Raw genomic sequence first — 19,353 nt, 5'->3', positions numbered from 1 at the left:
GGTGTCTGGCGGAGCGGGCCCGCAGGGGCTGAGCCTGCTGTCCGGCGGCGCCCGGGTCCTGGTCACCGGCGCAGGCATCACCGGCCGGGCCATCGTGACCGCCTTGGCGCCGTTCGGTCTGGACGTGACGCTGTGCGACGACAACCCTGCCGCGTTGAGCGCGCACCCCGAGCTCACCACGTGCCGCCCGGACGAGGCCGCTGCGCGGGTCGGCGATTACGCGCTGGTGATCACCAGTCCCGGGTTCGGGCCGGACACGCCGGTTCTGTCTGCCGCCGCGTCGGCTGGAGTGCCGATCTGGGGCGACGTGGAATTGGCCTGGCGACTCGATGCCACCGGTCACTATGGGACACCGCGGCGCTGGCTGGTGGTGACCGGCACCAACGGCAAGACCACCACCACCTCGATGCTGCACGCGATGCTCGTGGCTGCGGGTCGGCGTGCCCAGCTGTGCGGCAACATCGGCGATCCCGTGCTGGACGTGTTGGGGGAGCCGGGCGACGAGCTGGCCGTGGAGCTGTCGAGTTTCCAGCTGCACTGGGCTCCCTCGCTGCGCCCGGAGGCCGGCGCGGTGCTCGACATCGCCGAGGACCACCTCGACTGGCACGGCAGCATGGCCGCCTACACCGCCGACAAGGCCCGGGCGCTAGCCGGCCGGGTGGCGGTGGTCGGCATGGACGACGCCGCTGCCGCGGCACTGCGCGACACCGCCCCCGCCCCGGTGAAGGTGGGATTCCGGCTCGGGCGCCCGGCGCCGGGTGAGCTGGGCGTCATCGACGGCATGCTGGTCGACCGCGCCTTCGCCGACAACGTGGCGCTGGCGCCGGTGGTGTCGATCCCGGTGCCCGGGGCCGTAGGGATCCTGGACGCGCTGGCGGCCGCCGCCTTGGCCCGCAGTGTCGACGTGCCTGCCGAGGCGATCGCGGCTGCGCTGGAGTCGTTCGAGGTGGGTCGTCATCGCGCCGAGCTGATCGTCGTCGACGGCGGTGTCAGCTATGTCGATGATTCCAAGGCCACCAACCCGCACGCGGCCGAAGCCTCGGTGCTGTCCCATCCGCGGGTGATCTGGGTGGCCGGCGGCCTGCTCAAGGGCGCGTCGATCGAGCCGACCGTCGCCAGAATCGCCGGACACTTGGCCGGCGCGGTGCTGATCGGCCGCGATCGCGGCGAGGTTGCCAAGGCGTTATCACGACACGCACCGGATGTCCCCGTCGTCCACGTTGTGACGGGCGAGGATATTGATATGGGTGATACTGCTGTGTCTCCAGTTACTCATGTAAGGCGAGTGACTGATGGGGTCAACGAGACGCTGGGCTCGCGGGTGATGACGGCGGTGGTGGCCGCCGCCCGCGAGCTGGCCCGGCCCGGTGACACGGTGCTGTTGGCCCCGGCCGGGGCATCCTTCGACCAGTTCGCCGGGTATGGCGCCCGGGGTGACGCGTTCGCGGACGCGGCGCGCGCCGCGGCAGGATCGGCGTGATCGGCATCCTGGCCCGGCTGCGGCGGGATGCCGCAGCCGCAGACGGCGCCACATCCGACGAAGCCACCCCGGACAAGCCGGCCCCGACCGAGCCGCGCACCCGGTTCGGCGCCTGGCTGGGCCGGCCGATGACGTCGTTCCATCTGATCGTCGCAGTGGCGGCGCTGCTGACCACGCTCGGCCTGATCATGGTGCTGTCCGCCTCCGGGGTCGAGTCCTATGGCGTCGACGGGTCCGCGTGGCGGATCTTCGGCAAGCAGGTGATCTGGACGGTGGTCGGGCTGGTGGGCTGCTACGTGGCATTGCGCATGCCGGTCCGCTTCATGCGCCGCATGGCATTTCCCGGATTCGCCTTCACCATCGTGCTGCTGGTGCTGGTGCTGATCCCCGGCATCGGCACCTTGTCCAACGGCTCCCGCGGCTGGTTCGTCATCGCGGGCTTCTCCATGCAGCCCTCCGAGCTGGCCAAGATCGCGTTCGCCATCTGGGGCGCACATCTGTTGGCGAGCCGGCGCATGGAACGGGCGACGCTGCGCGAGATGCTCGTTCCGCTGGTGCCGGCCGCGGTGGTCGCGCTGGCACTGATCCTCCTTCAGCCCGACCTGGGGCAGACGGTCTCGTTGGGCATCATTCTGCTGGCGCTGCTGTGGTACGCCGGCCTGCCGCTCAAGGTCTTCACCAGCTCGCTGTTCGCGGTGGTGTCGACCGCGGCGATCCTGGCGATCTCCGAGGGCTACCGCTCTGACCGGGTGCGGTCCTGGCTCGATCCGGACTCCGACCCGCAGAACACCGGCTATCAGGCCCGCCAGGCGAAGTTCGCCCTGGCCAACGGCGGTATCTTCGGCGACGGCCTGGGGCAGGGCACCGCGAAATGGAACTACCTGCCCAACGCCCACAACGACTTCATCTTCGCCATCATCGGTGAGGAGCTCGGGTTCATCGGGGGCTTCGGGCTACTGGCCCTGTTCGGGCTGTTCGCCTACACCGGCATGCGGATCGCCAAGCGCTCCGCGGACCCGTTCCTGCGGCTGCTGACCGCCGCCACCACGATGTGGGTCATCGGGCAGTCGTTCATCAACGTCGGCTACGTGATCGGCCTGTTGCCCGTCACCGGAATCCAGCTGCCGTTGATATCTGCGGGTGGAACATCCACGGCAACAACGCTGTTCATGATCGGCATCATGGCCAACGCGGCCCGGCACGAGCCGGAGGCGGTGGCGGCGCTGCGCGCGGGCCAAGACGACAGGATGAACCGGATGCTGCGGCTGCCGTTGCCCGAGCCGTACTCGCCGACGCGCCTTGAGGCGCTGCGCGACCGGCTCCGGTCGCGTCCGCAACAGGGAGCGCGTGCCCGGACCGCCGAGCGCCCGCCGGCCCGAGCGGCCCGCCAGCGCCCCGCCGCACAGTCGTCGGCACGGGCAGCCAGTCACGGCGCAGGGCGCACAGGGCAAAATGGGGGCGGCCGGCGTCACGCCGGGGCGCGTCCGACCGGCGGGCGCGTACGCGCACTGGAAGGTCAGCGATAGCGGAGTGAACGACTCGGTCAACAAGCCGGACCGCGGTGCGCCATTATCGGTAGTTCTCGCCGGCGGCGGCACGGCCGGCCACGTCGAGCCCGCGATGGCCGTCGCCGACGCGCTGCGCGCGCTGGACCCCGACGTCCGCATCACAGCGCTGGGCACCGCCCGTGGGCTGGAGACCCGGCTGGTGCCCGCCCGCGGCTACGACCTGCGGCTGATCACCCCGGTGCCGTTGCCCCGCAAGCTCAACGCCGACCTCGCCCGGCTGCCGGTGCGGGTGCTGCGCGCCGTCCGCGAGACCCGGGCGGTGCTGCGCGACGTGCAGGCTGATGTGGTGATCGGCTTCGGGGGCTACGTGGCATTGCCGGCGTATCTGGCGGCCCGGGGCCTGGGCGCCAAGCGTGTTCCGGTGGTGATCCACGAGGCCAACGCGCGTGCTGGGCTGGCCAACCGGGTCGGTGCCCGGGGTGCGCAGCGGGTGCTTTCGGCCGTCGCCGATTGCGGACTGGCCCGCCCCGAGGTGGTCGGGGTGCCGGTCCGGGCAGCCATCACCAGATTGGACCGGGCCGCATTGCGCGCGGCGGCCCGCGCCGAGTTCGGCTTCGCCGACGACGCTCGGGTGCTGCTGGTCTTCGGTGGATCCCAGGGTGCCCGGTCGATCAATAACGCTGTCGCCGGTGCGGCCAAAGGTCTTGCCGCCGCAGGAGTTTCGGTGCTGCACGCACACGGTCCTAAGAACACCCTGGACTTGCCGAGGCCGGCCGCGGGCGATCCGCCCTACGTCGCTGTGCCGTACCTGGACCGGATGGACCTGGCCTATGCGGCGGCAGACCTGGCGATCTGCCGATCCGGTGCGATGACGGTCGCCGAGGTGTCGGCGGTCGGGCTTCCCGCCGTCTACGTGCCACTGCCGATCGGTAACGGTGAGCAGCGCCTCAATGCGCTGCCGGTCGTCAACGCCGGCGGCGGCATCCTGGTGGACGACGCGGCGCTGACCCCGGACTTCGTGGCAGACACCGTCGCCGGACTGCTCACCGACAGCGCACGGCTGGCGGCGATGACCAGTGCAGCGGTGCTGGCCGGACATCCGGAGGCGGCGCGGCGCGTGGCTTCCGTCGCACTGGACGTCGCGAGCGAAGCGAGGGGCGGCCAGTGAGCGGCATGGGTACGGTCGCACTGGACGTCGCGAGCGAAGCGAGGGGCGGCCAGTGAGCGGCATGAGCGCCTCGCAATTACCCCCGGAGCTGAGCCGGGTACACATGGTCGGCATCGGGGGAGCGGGCATGTCCGGAATCGCCCGCATCCTGTTGGACCGCGGCGGGCTGGTCTCGGGCTCAGATGCCAAGGAGTCCCGCGGGATTCACGCCTTGCGGGCACGCGGTGCACAGGTGCGGATCGGCCACGACGCCGCTGCCCTGGACCTGCTGCCGGGTGGGGTCACCACGGTGGTCACCACGCACGCGGCGATCCCCAAGACCAACCCCGAACTCGTCGAAGCGCGGCGCCGCGGGATCCCCGTCGTGCTGCGTCCGGCGGTGTTGGCGAAGCTGATGGCGGGCCGCACCACGCTGATGGTCACCGGCACTCACGGCAAAACGACCACGACGTCCATGCTGGTGGTCGCCCTGCAGCGCTGTGGACTTGATCCTTCCTTCGCCGTCGGCGGTGAATTGGGCTCTGCCGGTGCTGAAGCCGGCACCAATGCCCATCACGGCAGCGGCCCGCTGTTCGTGGCCGAAGCCGACGAGAGCGACGGCTCGCTGCTGGAGTACACGCCCAACGTCGCGGTGGTGACCAATATCGAGGCTGATCACCTCGACTTCTTCGGCAGCGCGCAGGCGTACACGCAGGTGTTCGACGCGTTCGTCGAGCGCATCGCTCCGGGTGGGGCAGCGGTCATCTGTGTCGATGACCCCGGCGGCGCCGAGTTGGCGGACCGCACTGCGGCGCAGGGTATTCGGGTGTTGCGGTATGGATCGGCAGGAACCGGCACGTCCGCGCTCGACGGCGTGCTGGTCAGTTGGGAGCAGCGGGGTACCGGGGCGCTGGCCGAGGTGGCACTGCCCGGGACGGGCGAGCGCCGGTCGATGCGCCTGTCGGTGCCCGGGCGGCACATGGCCCTCAATGCGCTGGGTGCGCTGCTGGCCGCGGTCGAGGTCGGCGCGCCGCTGGACGGCGTGCTCGACGGATTGGCCGGGTTCGACGGGGTACGGCGCCGGTTTGAACTGGTCGGTTCGGCGGGCGGCACCGGGCCGGTGCAGGTCTTCGACGACTACGCCCACCATCCCACCGAGATCACCGCCACGCTGACCGCGGTCCGCGCCCTGCTCGACGAGCGGGGCACCGGGCGCAGCCTGGTCGTGTTCCAACCCCATCTGTATTCGCGCACGCAGGAGTTCGCCACGGAGTTCGGCCGGTCTCTGGACCGTGCCGACGAGGTCTTCGTTCTGGACGTCTACGGCGCGCGTGAGCAGCCGTTGCCCGGAGTCAGCGGGGCCAGCGTCGCCGAACACGTCAGTGTGCCAGTGCATTACCTGCCGGACTTCTCGGCCGTGCCCGAGGCGGTCGCGGCCGCGGCCGGTCCCGGCGACGTGATCGTCACCATGGGCGCCGGCGATGTGACCGTATTGGGCCCGGAGATCGTCACCGCGCTGCGAGCGCGGGCAGATCGGAGCGGCTCCGAGCACCCGGGCGCGCTGTGAGCGTGCCTCCCGAGGTCCCAGACAACCCGGAACACGTCGGGGGCACCCCCGACGAGGAGGCCACGCCGGCCCCGCCGGCGGATGCCCCAGAGGCCGGCGCGGGCGACGAGTCCGCCGCGGAAGAAGCCGGCGGCGAAGAATCGACCGAGGGCGAGCCTGCCGAGGAGGAGGGGCCCCGTCGGCGGGCTCGCCGGGAACGCGCGGAGCGGCGCGCGGCGCAGGCACGCGCCGAGGCGATCGAGCAGGCCCGCAGGGAGGCCAAGCGGAAGCTGCGTGCCGGATCCACCGAGGCGCCCAAAGGCGTGCCCCGGGGCACGATTCGGGGCCTGAAGATGGTGCTGGCCGCATTCCTGACGGGTGCGCTGGTCGTGGGGATCGGGCTCATCCTGTACTTCACCCCGCTGATGTCGGTGCGGGAGATCGAGGTCGCCGGGATCGTGGCGGTGACGCGGGAGGAAGTGCTGGACGTGGCGCGCGTTCAGGCCGGTACTCCGCTGCTGCAGATCGACACCGGCAGCGTGGCCGAGCGGGTCGCGACCATCCGGCGGGTGGCCAGCACCCGGGTTCAGCGGCAGTATCCCTCGGTGCTCGGGATCGAGATCGTCGAGCGGGTCCCGGTGGTGTACAAGGATTACCCCGACGGCCCGCATCTGTTCGACCGTGACGGCGTCGATTTCGCGACGGGAGCGCCGCCGTCGATGCTGCCGTTCTTCGACGTGGAGAATCCCGGCCCCACCGATCCGCCCAGCATGGCGGCCTTGCAAGTGATGACGGCTCTGGCGCCTGACGTCGCGGGGCAGATCAGCCGGGTGGCGGCCCCGTCGGTGTCGTCGATCACGTTGACTCTGGCCGACGGCCGGGTGGTGGTGTGGGGCAATACCGATCGGACCGCGGAGAAGGCCCAGAAGTTGGCGGCCCTGCTGACCCAGCCCGGTCACACCTATGACGTGTCGAGTCCGGACCTGCCCACCGTTCGGTAGTGCGGCGGTTGGAAAATTCGCGGGGCGTGTTTCGGCGCGTCGGCGCCGCGGACGACCGAGCCGGCCCTACTGTGGCGGTTGCACGGAACAACTTGACATAACTCTAAGCCTTTGGTTGAGGTTGAGGGTTTAACCGAAGGCAGTTCGGCGAGTTTCGCGTCAAGCCCGGCCCCAGAGAGGACTCCAATCCCACCAGGGAGGAAGACGAACGATGACCCCACCGCACAACTATCTGGCCGTCATCAAAGTCGTGGGCATCGGTGGTGGCGGCGTCAATGCCGTCAACCGGATGATCGAGCAGGGGCTCAAGGGCGTCGAGTTCATCGCGATCAACACCGACGCACAGGCATTGCTGATGAGCGACGCCGACGTCAAGCTCGACGTCGGCCGTGAATCCACCCGCGGCCTCGGCGCCGGCGCAGACCCCGAAGTGGGTCGTCGGGCCGCCGAAGACGCCAAGGACGAGATCGAGGAGCTGCTGCGCGGCGCCGACATGGTGTTCGTCACCGCCGGCGAGGGTGGCGGAACCGGCACCGGCGGCGCGCCGGTGGTGGCCACCATCGCCCGCAAGCTCGGTGCGCTGACCGTCGGCGTGGTCACCCGGCCGTTCTCCTTCGAGGGCAAGCGGCGCGGCAACCAGGCGGAACTGGGCATCGCCGCCCTGCGCGAGAGCTGCGACACCCTGATCGTGATCCCCAACGACCGGCTGCTGCAGATGGGCGACGCCCAGGTGTCGCTGATGGACGCGTTCCGCAGTGCCGACGAGGTATTGCTCAACGGTGTGCAGGGCATCACCGACCTGATCACCACCCCCGGCCTGATCAACGTCGACTTCGCCGACGTCAAGGGCATCATGAGCGGCGCGGGTACGGCGTTGATGGGCATCGGATCGGCCCGCGGCGACGGCCGGGCACTCAAAGCCGCTGAGATCGCGATCAACTCGCCACTGCTGGAAGCCTCGATGGAGGGCGCCCAGGGCGTGCTGATGTCGGTCGCCGGCGGCAGCGACTTGGGGCTGTTCGAGATCAACGAGGCGGCATCGCTGGTGCAGGACGCCGCGCACCCCGAGGCCAACATCATCTTCGGCACGGTGATCGACGACTCGCTCGGCGACGAGGTGCGGGTGACGGTGATCGCGGCCGGCTTCGACTCGGCAGGCTCCGGCCGTAAGCCGGTGACCGGTACGCCCGGAGCTGCCCGGCACGCCATGGCGCCCGGACAGGCCGGCAAGGTCACCTCGTCGTTGTTCGACCCGGTGGATGCGGTCGGTGTTCCCCCCGCCACCAACGGTGCGACGGTCAGCGTCGGTGGCCGCAACGGCGATGACGGCGTCGATGACGACGACGTCGACGTTCCGCCGTTCATGCGGCACTAGCCTCACACCCATGACTTTTCGCATCCGGCGGGTGACCACCACCCGCTCCGGTGGGGTGTCCAAGGCTCCGTTCGACAGCTTCAATCTCGGCGACCATGTCGGTGACGACCCCGCCGCGGTGGCGGCCAACCGGGCCCGGCTGGCCAAGGCCACCGGGCTGGGGTCCGACCGTCTGGTCTGGATGAACCAGGTGCACGGCGATCAGGTGGTGGTGGTCGATGAGCCACGCGAGGGCGCGGTCGATCAGACCGATGCACTGGTGACCACCGTTCCCCGGCTGGCCATGGTGGTGGTGACCGCGGACTGCGTTCCGGTGCTGATGGCCGACGCCCGCGCCGGGGTGGTCGCGGCGGTGCATGCCGGACGGGTGGGCGCGCAGCGCGGCGTGGTGGTTCGCACCCTGGAGACGATGCTCTCGGCGGGTGCTCGGGTGGGCGACGTCTCGGTTTTGCTGGGCCCGGCCGTGAGCGGGTTGCACTACGAGGTGCCCGCCGCCATGGCAGACGAGGTCGAGGCGGCGCTTCCGGGCAGTCGCACCGTCACGTCGGCCGGCACACCCGGCCTGGACCTGCGCGCCGGAATCGCACGTCAGCTAAGGGAATTGGGTGTCGTGGCCATCGATGCCGACCCCCGCTGCACGGCCGCGGATCCGAAGCTGTTCAGTCACCGGCGTGACGGGCTGACCGGTCGGCTGGCGTCGGTCATCTGGCTGGAATGAGCCCGCGGTAGAGGTCGCTGGCGGGGGCGGGTGAAACCTGTGGGAGGTGTCCGCGTGTCGGTGCCACGTCATCGCGCTCGCTGCCGTTACCGTCACCGTTATTAGTCACTTCAGTCACACCTTCATCACAGTCATCAGCCTAGAAGGGTCCAAGGATGAGCACACTCCACAAGGTCAAGGCCTACTTCGGGATGGCTCCAATGGAGGACTACGACGACGACTACTACGAAGACGGCGACGACCGCGCCGGGTCGCGTGACTACGCACCCCGGTCCGAGCGGTTCGGTGAAGACGTCTTCGACCGGGTCGCTGCCCGCTCGGAGAGCCGCTATGACGACCGCTTCGAGGACCGTGACTATGACGACGCCCCGGCCGGCTACCGCGGCGGCTACGAGGAGGACCCCCGCGAGCCCCGATACCGTGCCCGTGAGTTCGAGCGTCCCCGCGACTTCGAGCGCCGGTTCTCCTCGCTGCGTGGTTCCACCCGCGGCGCCCTGGCGATGGAGCCGCGGCGGATGGCCCAGATGTTCGATGAGAGCAGCCCGCTGTCGAAGATCACCACGCTGCGGCCCAAGGACTACAGCGAGGCACGCACCATCGGCGAGCGATTCCGCGACGGCACCCCGGTGATCATGGATCTGGTGTCGATGGACAACGCCGACGCCAAGCGGCTGGTCGACTTTGCCGCGGGCCTTGCCTTCGCCCTGCGGGGTTCTTTCGACAAGGTCGCGACCAAGGTGTTTCTGCTGTCGCCGGCCGACGTCGATGTCTCTCCGGAGGAGCGCCGCCGCATCGCCGAGACCGGCTTCTACGCTTATCGGTAGGCTGGAACGGCAGTCGAGCCGGTCAGCGCTGCTGATGCGGGCCCACCCTCGTCAGTAAGGTCTCACTCCGTTGGCGCTGTTCTTCACGATTCTCGGTATCGCGCTGTTTGTCTTCTGGCTGTTGTTGATCGCCCGAATCGTCATCGAGTTCATCCGCTCCTTCAGCCGTGACTGGCATCCGCGGGGTGCCACGGTGGTGATTCTGGAGCTGATCATGAGCATCACCGACCCGCCGGTGAAGCTGCTGCGACGCCTCATTCCCCAGTTGACCATCGGTGCGGTGCGCATCGATCTGTCGATCATGGTGCTGTTGCTGATCGCCTTCGTCGGGATGGAACTGGCGCTGCAGCACGCGGCGTGATCCCGGGCGGCGCCCCGCGCGACACGATTGGCCGCGTCGCGAAATAAATCACATTCTGCGAGCGTGGGCGCGCCAGGGCTTTGCTGCCGCGTGCCCGAGGGGTCCGTCCCGCTCGCAGCTGGCCCCGGTGGCCTGCGGTGCTGGTCCAGCCGGTTTCAGCCCCCTTGTGGGAGGTCAGGGGCCCCGTGTGCAGGCCGGGACCTCTGATAGCCCTCAGAGCATCCGTTTGCCAAAGCGTGATTTTTGTGGCAGCAATTTGAAATTCACTCTTAATATCATTCACATTGCCGGGCGAAGCGGCGGATGTGACAGGATGGACGGCAGTTACACACGGCTAGCGTATTTCCGGTCGACCTACCCGTGCCCGATCGGCGCTAACTACTACCTGACTCGACGAGGGGGCAGACGATGCCACTAACACCGGCCGACGTACATAACGTCGCGTTCAGCAAACCGCCGATTGGCAAGCGCGGCTACAACGAGGACGAGGTCGACGCCTTCCTCGACTTGGTCGAGACCGAGCTGACCCGGCTCATCGAGGAGAACGCCGACCTGCGCCAGCGGATCAGCGAGCTCGACCAGGACCTGACCGCGGCCCGCGCCGGTGGTGCGTCGCACCCCGCCCCCTCGATCCCGGTCTATGAGCCCGTCCCCGAGCCGGTGGCACCGCCGCAGCCTGTAGTGGCCGCACAGCCCGCGCTGGATGTGTCCACCGAGGAGCAGCACCTCAAGGCGGCACGGGTACTGAGCCTGGCCCAGGACACCGCGGACCGTCTGACCGGCACCGCGCGCGCCGAGTCCGAGAAGCTGATGGCCGACGCCCGCGCCAACGCCGACCAGATCCTCACCGAGGCACGCCAGACCGCCGAGACCACGGTCACTGAGGCCCGCCAGCGGGCCGACGCGATGCTGGCCGATGCTCAGACCCGCTCGGAGACCCAACTGCGCCAGGCGCAGGAGAAGGCCGATGCTTTGCAGGCCGACGCCGAGCGTAAGCACTCGGAGATCATGGGCACCATCAACCAGCAGCGCACCGTGCTGGAAGGCCGCCTCGAGCAGCTGCGCACCTTTGAGCGTGAATACCGCACCCGGCTCAAGACTTACCTGGAATCCCAGCTCGAGGAGCTCGGCCAGCGGGGTTCGGCCGCCCCGGTCGACAGCAGTGCCTCGGGAGACGGTGGCGGGTTCAACCATTTCAACCGCGGTACCAACTGACCGTCAGAATCGAGCCGCCGCACCGCGGATTCGAGTAGTTCGCCCGTCGGACTGGAGGGGATTCGATGCTGGTCATCGCATTGGTATTGGCGGTAGTCGGCCTGGCAGCGTTGGTGTTCGCCGTGGTGACCAGCAACGCCCTGGTGGCGTGGGTCTGTATCGGCGCGAGCCTGCTGGGCGTGCTGCTGCTCATCGTGGACGGGTTGAGGGAGCGGCGTGCGAACACCCGCCCCGCGCAGGATGCCGTCGAGGAGGCAGACCCCGAGACGGCCGTAGACGGGGACGCCGACGGTGACGACGAAAGCCCCGAGCCGGCCGAGGTCGCACAATTCGACGCTGAAGAGATCGAAGTGACCGCCGAGGCCGACGACGAGCCGGCCGCGCACCCGGCCGACTGATCTCCTAGCGCCAGTCCCAGATCGACATGTCGTCGGCTGGATAGTTCAGGCAGCTCTCGGTGGTGCGAGCGGCCACGCCCTTGTTGTTGAAGAACAGTTTGGCCCAGTTGGGCCACCGCCAGGACATGAGCTCGAAGAAGGCGTTGGTGGCGGTGTCTTCGGCGTATTGGCGGCGACCGGCGTAATCCATGGCGAAGAATCTGTGGATGCTGTCCTGGGCGCCTTGCTGGTCGGCGGCCGGCTTGTTGTGGTAGTCGATCATGTAGCGCTGGAAGTAGACGGGCTCGACGTCGCGGGCGGCGGCCATGATCTGTTCCGCCGTGCAGGGGGTGCGCAGGATCCGGTGGGGAATCGGATAGTCGTCGGTGGCGTCGGCGGCGGCAACGCCGGCGGTGGCCAGCGCGCCGGTCAGCATCGCGGTCGCGACGGCGAAGCGCAATGCGGATCGTGGCCGCGGCGCGGCGTGGCCGCGCGTCACAGCGCGGCCTGCTCGGGTGTGCGCTGAAGCGGCTCGGGCCATTTCGCCGGAATCGGACGCTGGCGCACCAACTGCGGCCACCAGAACCACTTACCCAGCAGTGCGGCGATCGAGGGGGTCATGAACGACCGCACGATCAAGGTGTCGAACAACAGGCCCAGGCCGATCGTGGTACCGATCTGGCCGAGGATCACCAGGGGGCTGAAGATGAAGGCCGCCATGGTCGCTGAGAACACCAGCCCCGCCGAGGTGACCACCGAGCCGGTGCCGCCCATCGACCGGATGATGGCGGTATTCAGCCCCGCGGGCAATTCCTCCTGGAATCGGGATACCAGCAGCAGGTTGTAGTCCGCGCCCACCGCCAACAGCAAGATGATGGCCAGCGGCACCACCACCCAGAACAGGTGAATCCCGAAGATGTACTGCCACACCAGGACCGACAGGCCCACCGATGCGCCCAAGGAGACCACCACGGTGCCGACGATGATCACTGCCGCCACGAGGCTGCGCGTCACGATCACCATGATCAGCAGAATGAGGGCGACCGCGGCCAGCGCCGAGATCAGAAGGTCGTACTTCATCCCCTCCGAGATGTCCTTGTTGGTCGAGCCGATTCCCGCGACGTAGATCTTGGCGTCGGACATCGGGGTGGCCTTGAGTGCGTCGAAGACCGCTTCCTTGATGGCGTTGATGTGCGGAATCGCCTGCGGGTCGGCCGGATTGCCCTGGTGGGTCACGATCATGCGGGCGGCCTTGCCGTCGGGTGACAAGAAGAGCTTGAGGCCGCGCTTGAAGTCGGCGTTGTCGAAGGCCTCCGGTGGCAGATAGAACGAGTCGTCGTTCTTGGCGTCGTCGAAGGCCTTGCCCATGGCGGTGGCGTTGTTCAGGGCCTCTTCGCTCTGCGCGTTGATGCCGCCGGTGGTGGCGAAATTCGAGAGCGTGAGTTCGCGATTGCGTTCCTGGATGGCGATCTGCGGCGGCAGCAGCGCGACCAATTGCGGCTGTAGGGCGTCGAGGTTGTCCAGGCTCGCGGTGATGGTGCTGAACTTCTCGGACAGCTCGGCGATTCCATCCAGGGAGTCGAATACTGACCGCATCGCCCAGCACATCGGAATGTCGAAGCAGTGCGGTTCCCAGTAGAAGTAGTTGCGCAGCGGACGGAATTGGTCGTCGAAGTCGGCCAGCTTGTCGCGCAGGGTGTTGACCGTGGTGACGGTGTCGTGAAACGCCTGGGTCTGTTCGTGGGTGGCGTCGGCGCTGCGCTGTTGCAGGTCGAGCTGCTGCTTGAGCACCGCGATGGTGTTGTCGATCTCGCCGGCCTGCTTGAGCAGATCATTGGCCCGGTCTTTTTGGTAGTCCAGGTTCATGATCTGGCTCGCGCTGGACGCGCTGATCTGGAAGGGAATGGAGCTGTGGGTGATGGGCGTCCCCAAGGGGCGGGTGATCGACTGCACCAGAGCGATTCCCGGGGTGTGTAGTACCGCCTTGGCCGCACGTTCGAGGATCAGCATGTCGGCTGGGTTGCGCATGTCGTGATCGGTTTCGATCATCACCAACTCGGGGTTGATCCGCGCCTCGGTGAAGTGCCGTTCGGCAGCTTCCATCCCGACGACACCGGGTGCGCTGGCGGGAATGTAGGGCCGGTTGTCGTAGCTGGTGTGGTAGCCGGGCAGCGCCAACAGCCCGATCAATGCGACCCCGCTGGTGACCACCAGGATCGGTCCGGGCCAGCGCACGATTGCGGTGCCGATCCGGCGCCAACCACGGGTCCGCTGAGCCACTTTGGGTTCCATCAGGCCGAACCGGGTGGCCATCAACAGCACGGCGGGCCCCAGCGTGAGTGCGGCCGCCAAGGTCACCAGAACACCGATGGCCGCGGGGATGCCAAGCGTCTGGAAGTAGGGGAGGCGGGTGAAGCCCATGCATGCGACGGCGCCGGCGATGGTCAGTCCCGAGCCGACCATGACATGGACGGTGCCGCGCCACATGTCGTGGTAGGCGTCCAGGCGTTCCATCCCCTTGCCGCGGGCCTCCTGGTAGCGCCCGACCACGAAGATCGCGTAGTCGGTTCCGGCGGCAATGGCCAACAGCGTCAACAGGTTCGTCGCATAGGTGGACAGGCCGATCACGCCGGCGTGCGCCAGGACCGCGACCACTCCGCGGGCGGCGGCGAGCTCGATGGCCACCGTCGCCAGCACGATCACCATGGTGGTCAGGGAGCGGTAGACGAACAGCAGCATGAGGCCGATCACCAGGAAGGTGATTCCGGTGACCTCGTTGGTGCCTGCGCTGCCGACCTCGAAGTTGTCGGTCACCAAAGGTGAGGCGCCCGTGACGTAGGCGTGGAGGCCGGGCGGAGGCGGTGTGTCGTCAACGATCTTGCGGACGGCGTCGACGGATTCGTTCGACATCGCCTCGCCCTGGTTGCCGCGAAGATAGATCTGCGTCAGGGCGGCTTTGCCGTCTTTGCTCTGTGACCCGCCCGCGGTGAGCGGATCGCCCCAGAAGTCCTGCACATGCTCGACGTGTTCGGTGTCGGCCTGCAGCTTCTTCACCAGGCCGTCGTGGTAGGTGTGTGCCTCGGGTCCCAGTGGTTCGTCGCCTTCGAGCACGATCATCGCCGCACTGTCGGAATCGAATTCGTTGAAGACCTGACCGATGTGCCGCATCGCGAGAATGCCCGGTGCGTCCGGGGCGTTCTGTCCCACCGAGCGTTCCCATCCGACGACCTCCAGCTGGGGCGCGATGGTGTTCGAGATGGCGGCGATGGCGATCCAGATCAACAGGATCGGCAGCGACAGTCTGCGGATGAGCCGGGCCGCCCGCGGACCGTCGGCCGGGGGAGCGGTGCGGTGCCCGCTCACGCCGTCTTGTCCAAGCAGGCGATGTACCCGTTGACGTTGTCGGACGAACGTTCGTCTTTGACGATGCCGTTGACGGTGATGCGGCAGCCGATGGTGGAGCCGTCGCCTTGGGCGCGGAGGTCGGCATACATCGTCGGTTCGTCGGTGGTCAGGGTTTGCGACCACGGCAGCGGCACATCGGCGACGCGTTGAGGTTGTGCGTTGATGTCCAAGAAGTTGATGGTGGCCACCGCTCCGGGAGCTCCGAACACTTCGAACAGCACGTGCTTGGGGTTGTAGCCGGTGTTCTCCAGCGCCTCGGAGCCGGGCCTGGAGACTTCGTTGTTGGATCCGAAGATGCCGCGTAGCCGGTCGACACTGAACCCGACCAGGGCGACCACCACAACCACCACGATGACCACCCACTGTCGGCGAGCCACTGCGGTTACCGAAAACCTGCTCACAACAAAGCCCCTCGACGTCCCGATGACGATTGCGCGATGCAGTGCGGTGAAATCGTCGCGTACGCGAGAACGGTACGGTACCGTACGCTTGATCGCAAGACACTTGACATACGGACAAATTGCTGCGCAAACCGCGTGCCCGCGGTGTGGTAAGTAAGGGGCCGATGATTTCCAAAGACAGTTGCGACGAGTCGACGTGCCCGTGGAGTGAGCGGGAGGCCGAGCTGTTGGCGATCACGCTGGAGCTGCTTCAGCAGCACGGCTATGACCGTTTCAGCGTCGAAGCCGTGGCGACCACCGCCAAGGCGAGCAAAGCCACGGTGTATCGGCGCTGGCCGACAAAAGCGGATCTGGTGCTGGCGGCGATCGTCGAAGGCATCCGCAGCGCCGCCACCCCGCCCAACACCGGATCGCTGCGCGGCGATCTGCTGTCGATCGGCCGCGCGACCTGCGAGCAGGCACTGGAGCACATGCGCACCATGCGCGCGGTCCTCAACGAGATGTCGCACAGTCCGGCACTGCGGGAGGCGATGCAGCAGAAGTTCGTGCTGCAGCACACCCTCGTGATCGATGCGGTGCTGGCCGCCGCCGTCGAGCGCGGCGAGATCGAGGCCTCGGCGATCAACCACGAGATCTACGACCTGTTGCCGGGCTACCTGGTTTTTCGGGCGTTGGTCGCCGACCGGCCGCCGACAGAGGAAACGGTCCGCGTGGTGGTCGACGATGTGCTGCTGCCCAGCCTGAACGCCAAGGGTTAGCGCGGCCGCCGCAACGCAACTATTGCATATATAGCGATATATGCATATATTTCTGTCATGACGCAGCACGGGGCAGTGGCACCAGAAACCCCCGGTCACGCCCACTCCCACGGGCACGCCTCGGCGGACAGTGACCGGCGATGGCTGGCCGGCGCGCTGGCCGTGATCACCGTCTTCATGCTCGGCGAAGTGACCGTAGGTGTGATCGCCGGATCGTTGGCGCTGCTCTCTGACGCCGCGCACATGCTCACCGATGCGGCATCGATCGTAGTGGCGCTGTGGGCCATTCGGCTGGCGGCCAGACCCGCCGCAGGGCGAATGACCTATGGCTGGAAACGGGTCGAGATCCTGTCGGCCCAAGCCAACGGCGTCACCTTGTTGGTGCTGGCGGCGTGGCTTGCCTATGAGGCCATCCGCCGGTTGGCCCAGCCCCCCGAGGTCGCGGGCACCCTGGTGCTCATCACGGCATTGTGCGGGATCGTCGTGAATCTTGCGGCGACGTGGATGATCAGCCGCGCCAACCGGTCCAGCCTCAATGTCGAGGGTGCCTTCCAGCACATCCTCAACGACCTGTTCGCGTTCATCGCGACCGCCGTGGCCGGGGTGATCATCATGACCACCGGATTCGCCCGCGCCGACGCCCTTGCCACGCTGGTGGTGGTGGTCTTGATGCTCAAGGCCGGCGTCGGGCTGGTGGTGGCGTCGAGCCGAGTCTTTCTGGAAGCGGCCCCGCTTGGCCTGGACCCCGCGGTGATCGGGGACGAGCTGGGCCGCCGTGACGGCGTTCTCGAAGTGCACGACCTGCACATCTGGGAAATCACGTCCGGATCTCCGGCGTTGTCGGCCCACATTCTGGTGGCGCCGGCCAGTGACTGCCACGCCGTGCGCGCCGATCTGAGCCGGCTGTTGGCCGCAAGTCACAACATCGAACACACCACCTTGCAGGTCGACCACCTCGGGGCCGAGCTCGCCGATGCGCATTGCGACCACCCCCACGGTCCGAGTCACCGGGCCCACCACCCCTAACCCCAGGAGGTTTCGGCCATGGCCGCCACCGCGATCGCGCTCTACATCGTCTTCGTCGCACTGGGATTCGGCTGGCGCAGCTGGAACCAGTACCGCCGCACCGGGAGCACCGGATTTCGCGGCGTCAGCGGGCGCCCCGGTTCCCCGGAGTGGCTCGCCGGCGTCGGGTTCGTGGTCGCCATGCTCGCCGGCGTCACCGCCCCGCTGCTACAGCTGACCGGCACCCTCGCCCCGATTCCCCAGCTGCACACGCCCGTGTTGCAGGCCGTCGGCACGCTTCTCGCGCTGACCGGCATCGCGGCCACCCTCCACAGCCAGTACGACATGGGGGAGTCCTGGCGCATCGGCGTGGACGCCGGTGAGACCACCGCCCTGGTGCGTCACGGCGTGTTCGCGCGGGTGCGCAACCCGATCTTCACCGCCATGCTGGCCTTCGCCGCCGGCATCACCCTGATGACCCCTAATCCGTTGGCTCTCATCGTGTGCGGAGTCCTGCTGGTCTCGATCGAACTGCAGGTCCGCGTGGTTGAAGAGCCCTACCTGGTGCGCACCCATGGCGAGGCCTATGAGAACTACCGCAGCACCGTCGGCCGGTTTGTTCCCGGGGTGGGGCGGGTCGGGTGAAGGGGGTTACGTCGGTGCACCGTCACCTCCCGTGGGCGCCGACGCGACTGCGCTTCGAGCGCTGGTGTCGACGGTCAGGGTGAACACGTCTGGGCGTGCGTAGTGGCCGGTGACGTCGAGGTCGTACTTGCCGCGGATCTGGTCGTCGAGATCGAGGTCGGCCACCAGTAGGCCTTCGGCACCGTAGACCGGGCCGGCGAGCACCTCGCCGAGAGGTGAGACGATGACGCTGCCGCCGCGTATCAATTGGTCGCTTTGCTGCGGATCCTGGTTTTGGTAACTCTGGGGCAGGTCGGCGGTGCTTAGGTACTGGCAGGCGCTGAGCACGAAACACCTTCCCTCATAGGCGATGTGCCGCATGGTCGACTGCCAGATGTCACGGTCATCGACCGTGGGGGCGCACCACAACTGCACGCCCTGCTGATAGGTGGCGAGGCGGAACTGGGGCATGTAGTTCTCCCAGCAGATCGTCGCGGCGAACCGGCCGGCGGGGGAGTCGAAAACGTCGATGGTCGAGCCGTCGCCCTGACCCCAGATGAGCCGTTCGCTGCCGGTCGGCATGAGTTTGCGGTGCTTGCCCAACAACTGGCCGTCGGCGCCCAAGTAGACCGCCGTGCAATACAGGGTTCCGCCGTCGCGCTCGATCACGCCCACCACGATCGTCATTCCCGATCGGCGTGCGAGCTCGCCGATCTGCTGGGTCTCGGGTCCAGGCACCGTCACCGCCGACGAGCAGTAGCGCACGAACTCGTCGCGGCCGGCCGGCGTGCGAGACCCGACTACCGCGCCGAATGACAACCCCTTGGGGTAGCCGCCCACGAACGCCTCCGGGAACACCAAGAACTCGACCCCCGCCGCCTGGGCGCGGTCGACGAACGTCTCGAGCTTGGCCAGCGTCGCAGCGGTATCGAACAGCACAGACCCGACCTGTGCGACCCCGGCTTTCGGCATGCTGGTCCTCCCGCTTGGTACCCCGATCGTAGGAGGTGCCAGGTGTGCGCACATGAGGTGAGGCCGCCGTGCCACATACCGGTCGCTCGCTCGACGCGATCCGTTCCCAGGTGTCAGCCCGAGTCAACAACACCGATGCGGCTCGGTTCGTAACGATGAAATCGATGACCGGGGAATCTTGGTAACCAGGTTTCCCTATCGGCCGATAGTAATTACCGCCCACAACTACGGCGGTATATAGGTTCTCCCTTACCCTGCATAGGAAATATCTATAACGAAGACCGGGCACGCCCCGACATTCATCCGATGATCATTCGAGAAACGTCACAATCGAGACGCCAATCACCTTTTCATCATAATGGATCAAATGCAGATGCGGACGTAAAGTCGCTGGTCAGCACGCTTGTCGTGGGTGGTTGAGGATCTCGGTCGGATCTCTGCTGAGCATCGGAGCCGTTATGTTCAGTGCGGCAACAGACACACTCACGTGGTTTCTTCGCCGCTCACACCGGCAAAAATCAGACGGGAGTGTTGGACGGTCAGAATCGTGGTATTTCAGTCGGGTCGACAGTCACGGGCGATTAGTCGTGGTATCAGCGGCGTTCAATGCCCTCTGTTCGGCGAGGAAGGTCTCAA

General features: G+C 67.5%; 18 protein-coding genes. 14 read left to right on the top strand and 4 right to left on the bottom strand.

All coding sequences use genetic code 11. The features are described from left to right. Position 1: 1 nt before the first annotated feature. From murD to BST15_RS14205, 11 genes are all read left to right on the top strand, one after another. Positions 2-1,480 (top strand): UDP-N-acetylmuramoyl-L-alanine--D-glutamate ligase, encoded by a 1,479-nt coding sequence (gene murD, locus BST15_RS14255; RefSeq protein WP_409366542.1) that lies wholly within the window; start codon positions 2-4, stop codon positions 1,478-1,480. Next, entirely contained in the window at positions 1,477-3,006 is a 1,530-nt protein-coding gene (gene ftsW / locus BST15_RS14250; RefSeq protein WP_370759850.1) for a putative lipid II flippase FtsW, read from the top strand. Before murD ends, ftsW begins: the two co-directional genes overlap by 4 nt. Before the next feature lie 4 nt (positions 3,007-3,010). Next, entirely contained in the window at positions 3,011-4,156 is a 1,146-nt protein-coding gene (murG, locus tag BST15_RS14245; protein WP_046188920.1) for an undecaprenyldiphospho-muramoylpentapeptide beta-N-acetylglucosaminyltransferase, read from the top strand. 61 nt (positions 4,157-4,217) lie between these two features. Further along, complete coding sequence (gene murC, locus BST15_RS14240; protein WP_046188927.1) at positions 4,218-5,702, top strand: UDP-N-acetylmuramate--L-alanine ligase; 1,485 nt, start codon at positions 4,218-4,220, stop codon at positions 5,700-5,702. Beyond that, a complete protein-coding gene (locus BST15_RS14235; RefSeq protein ID WP_308214585.1) occupies positions 5,699-6,682 on the top strand; it encodes a cell division protein FtsQ/DivIB in 984 nt (327 codons plus the stop codon). Before murC ends, BST15_RS14235 begins: the two co-directional genes overlap by 4 nt. 211 nt (positions 6,683-6,893) lie before the next feature. Next, positions 6,894-8,057, top strand: a complete 1,164-nt coding sequence (ftsZ, locus tag BST15_RS14230; RefSeq protein WP_046188918.1) for a cell division protein FtsZ — start codon at positions 6,894-6,896, stop codon at positions 8,055-8,057. A 10-nt stretch (positions 8,058-8,067) separates the two neighbouring features. After that, positions 8,068-8,775: a peptidoglycan editing factor PgeF gene (gene pgeF, locus BST15_RS14225; RefSeq protein WP_046188917.1), complete on the top strand. Its 708-nt coding sequence runs from the start codon at positions 8,068-8,070 to the stop codon at positions 8,773-8,775. A 155-nt stretch (positions 8,776-8,930) separates the two neighbouring features. Then, complete coding sequence (locus BST15_RS14220; protein ID WP_046188916.1) at positions 8,931-9,599, top strand: cell division protein SepF; 669 nt, start codon at positions 8,931-8,933, stop codon at positions 9,597-9,599. A gap of 70 nt (positions 9,600-9,669) precedes the next feature. After that, positions 9,670-9,960, top strand: coding sequence for a YggT family protein (locus tag BST15_RS14215; RefSeq protein WP_019735026.1), 291 nt, complete (start codon positions 9,670-9,672; stop codon positions 9,958-9,960). Positions 9,961-10,368: 408 nt separating this feature from the next. Continuing rightward, positions 10,369-11,175, top strand: a complete 807-nt coding sequence (wag31, locus tag BST15_RS14210; protein ID WP_046188915.1) for a DivIVA-like cell division protein Wag31 — start codon at positions 10,369-10,371, stop codon at positions 11,173-11,175. A 65-nt stretch (positions 11,176-11,240) separates the two neighbouring features. Beyond that, complete coding sequence (locus tag BST15_RS14205) at positions 11,241-11,573, top strand: hypothetical protein (protein WP_046188914.1); 333 nt, start codon at positions 11,241-11,243, stop codon at positions 11,571-11,573. A 4-nt stretch (positions 11,574-11,577) separates the two neighbouring features. Here BST15_RS14205 and BST15_RS14200 read toward each other — a convergent pair whose 3' ends face one another. From BST15_RS14200 to BST15_RS14190, 3 genes are read right to left on the bottom strand one after another with little or no spacing between them, the layout of a single operon-like run. Next, positions 11,578-11,988 (bottom strand): DUF5078 domain-containing protein, encoded by a 411-nt coding sequence (locus BST15_RS14200; protein ID WP_046188926.1) that lies wholly within the window; start codon positions 11,986-11,988, stop codon positions 11,578-11,580. A gap of 59 nt (positions 11,989-12,047) precedes the next feature. Continuing rightward, positions 12,048-14,915: an MMPL/RND family transporter gene (locus BST15_RS14195; RefSeq protein WP_046188913.1), complete on the bottom strand. Its 2,868-nt coding sequence runs from the start codon at positions 14,913-14,915 to the stop codon at positions 12,048-12,050. Then, positions 14,912-15,358, bottom strand: coding sequence for an MmpS family transport accessory protein (locus BST15_RS14190; protein WP_083071008.1), 447 nt, complete (start codon positions 15,356-15,358; stop codon positions 14,912-14,914). The genes BST15_RS14195 and BST15_RS14190 overlap by 4 nt, the downstream gene beginning before the upstream one ends. Before the next feature lie 146 nt (positions 15,359-15,504). On the opposite strand from BST15_RS14190, the gene BST15_RS14185 reads away from it, so the two are divergent. Genes BST15_RS14185 through BST15_RS14175 form a run of 3 tightly spaced genes read left to right on the top strand, consistent with a single transcriptional unit; the run spans position 15,505 to position 17,766 of the window. Next, complete coding sequence (locus BST15_RS14185) at positions 15,505-16,116, top strand: TetR/AcrR family transcriptional regulator (protein WP_409366541.1); 612 nt, start codon at positions 15,505-15,507, stop codon at positions 16,114-16,116. A gap of 57 nt (positions 16,117-16,173) precedes the next feature. Further along, positions 16,174-17,142 carry a cation diffusion facilitator family transporter gene (locus tag BST15_RS14180; RefSeq protein WP_046188910.1) on the top strand — a complete coding sequence of 323 codons (969 nt, stop codon included), beginning with the start codon at positions 16,174-16,176 and terminating at the stop codon, positions 17,140-17,142. 18 nt (positions 17,143-17,160) lie between these two features. Next, positions 17,161-17,766, top strand: a complete 606-nt coding sequence (locus tag BST15_RS14175; RefSeq protein ID WP_046188909.1) for a methyltransferase family protein — start codon at positions 17,161-17,163, stop codon at positions 17,764-17,766. Positions 17,767-17,772: 6 nt separating this feature from the next. On the opposite strand, the gene BST15_RS14170 is transcribed toward BST15_RS14175, so the two are convergent. After that, positions 17,773-18,717: a carbon-nitrogen hydrolase family protein gene (locus BST15_RS14170; RefSeq protein WP_046188908.1), complete on the bottom strand. Its 945-nt coding sequence runs from the start codon at positions 18,715-18,717 to the stop codon at positions 17,773-17,775. Positions 18,718-19,353 lie beyond the last annotated feature (636 nt).

The organism is Mycolicibacter arupensis, assembly GCF_002086515.1.
GTDB lineage: Bacteria > Actinomycetota > Actinomycetes > Mycobacteriales > Mycobacteriaceae > Mycobacterium > Mycobacterium arupense.
Note: the sequence above shows the minus strand (reverse complement) of the source record. Positions and strands in the feature narration are given on the sequence as shown.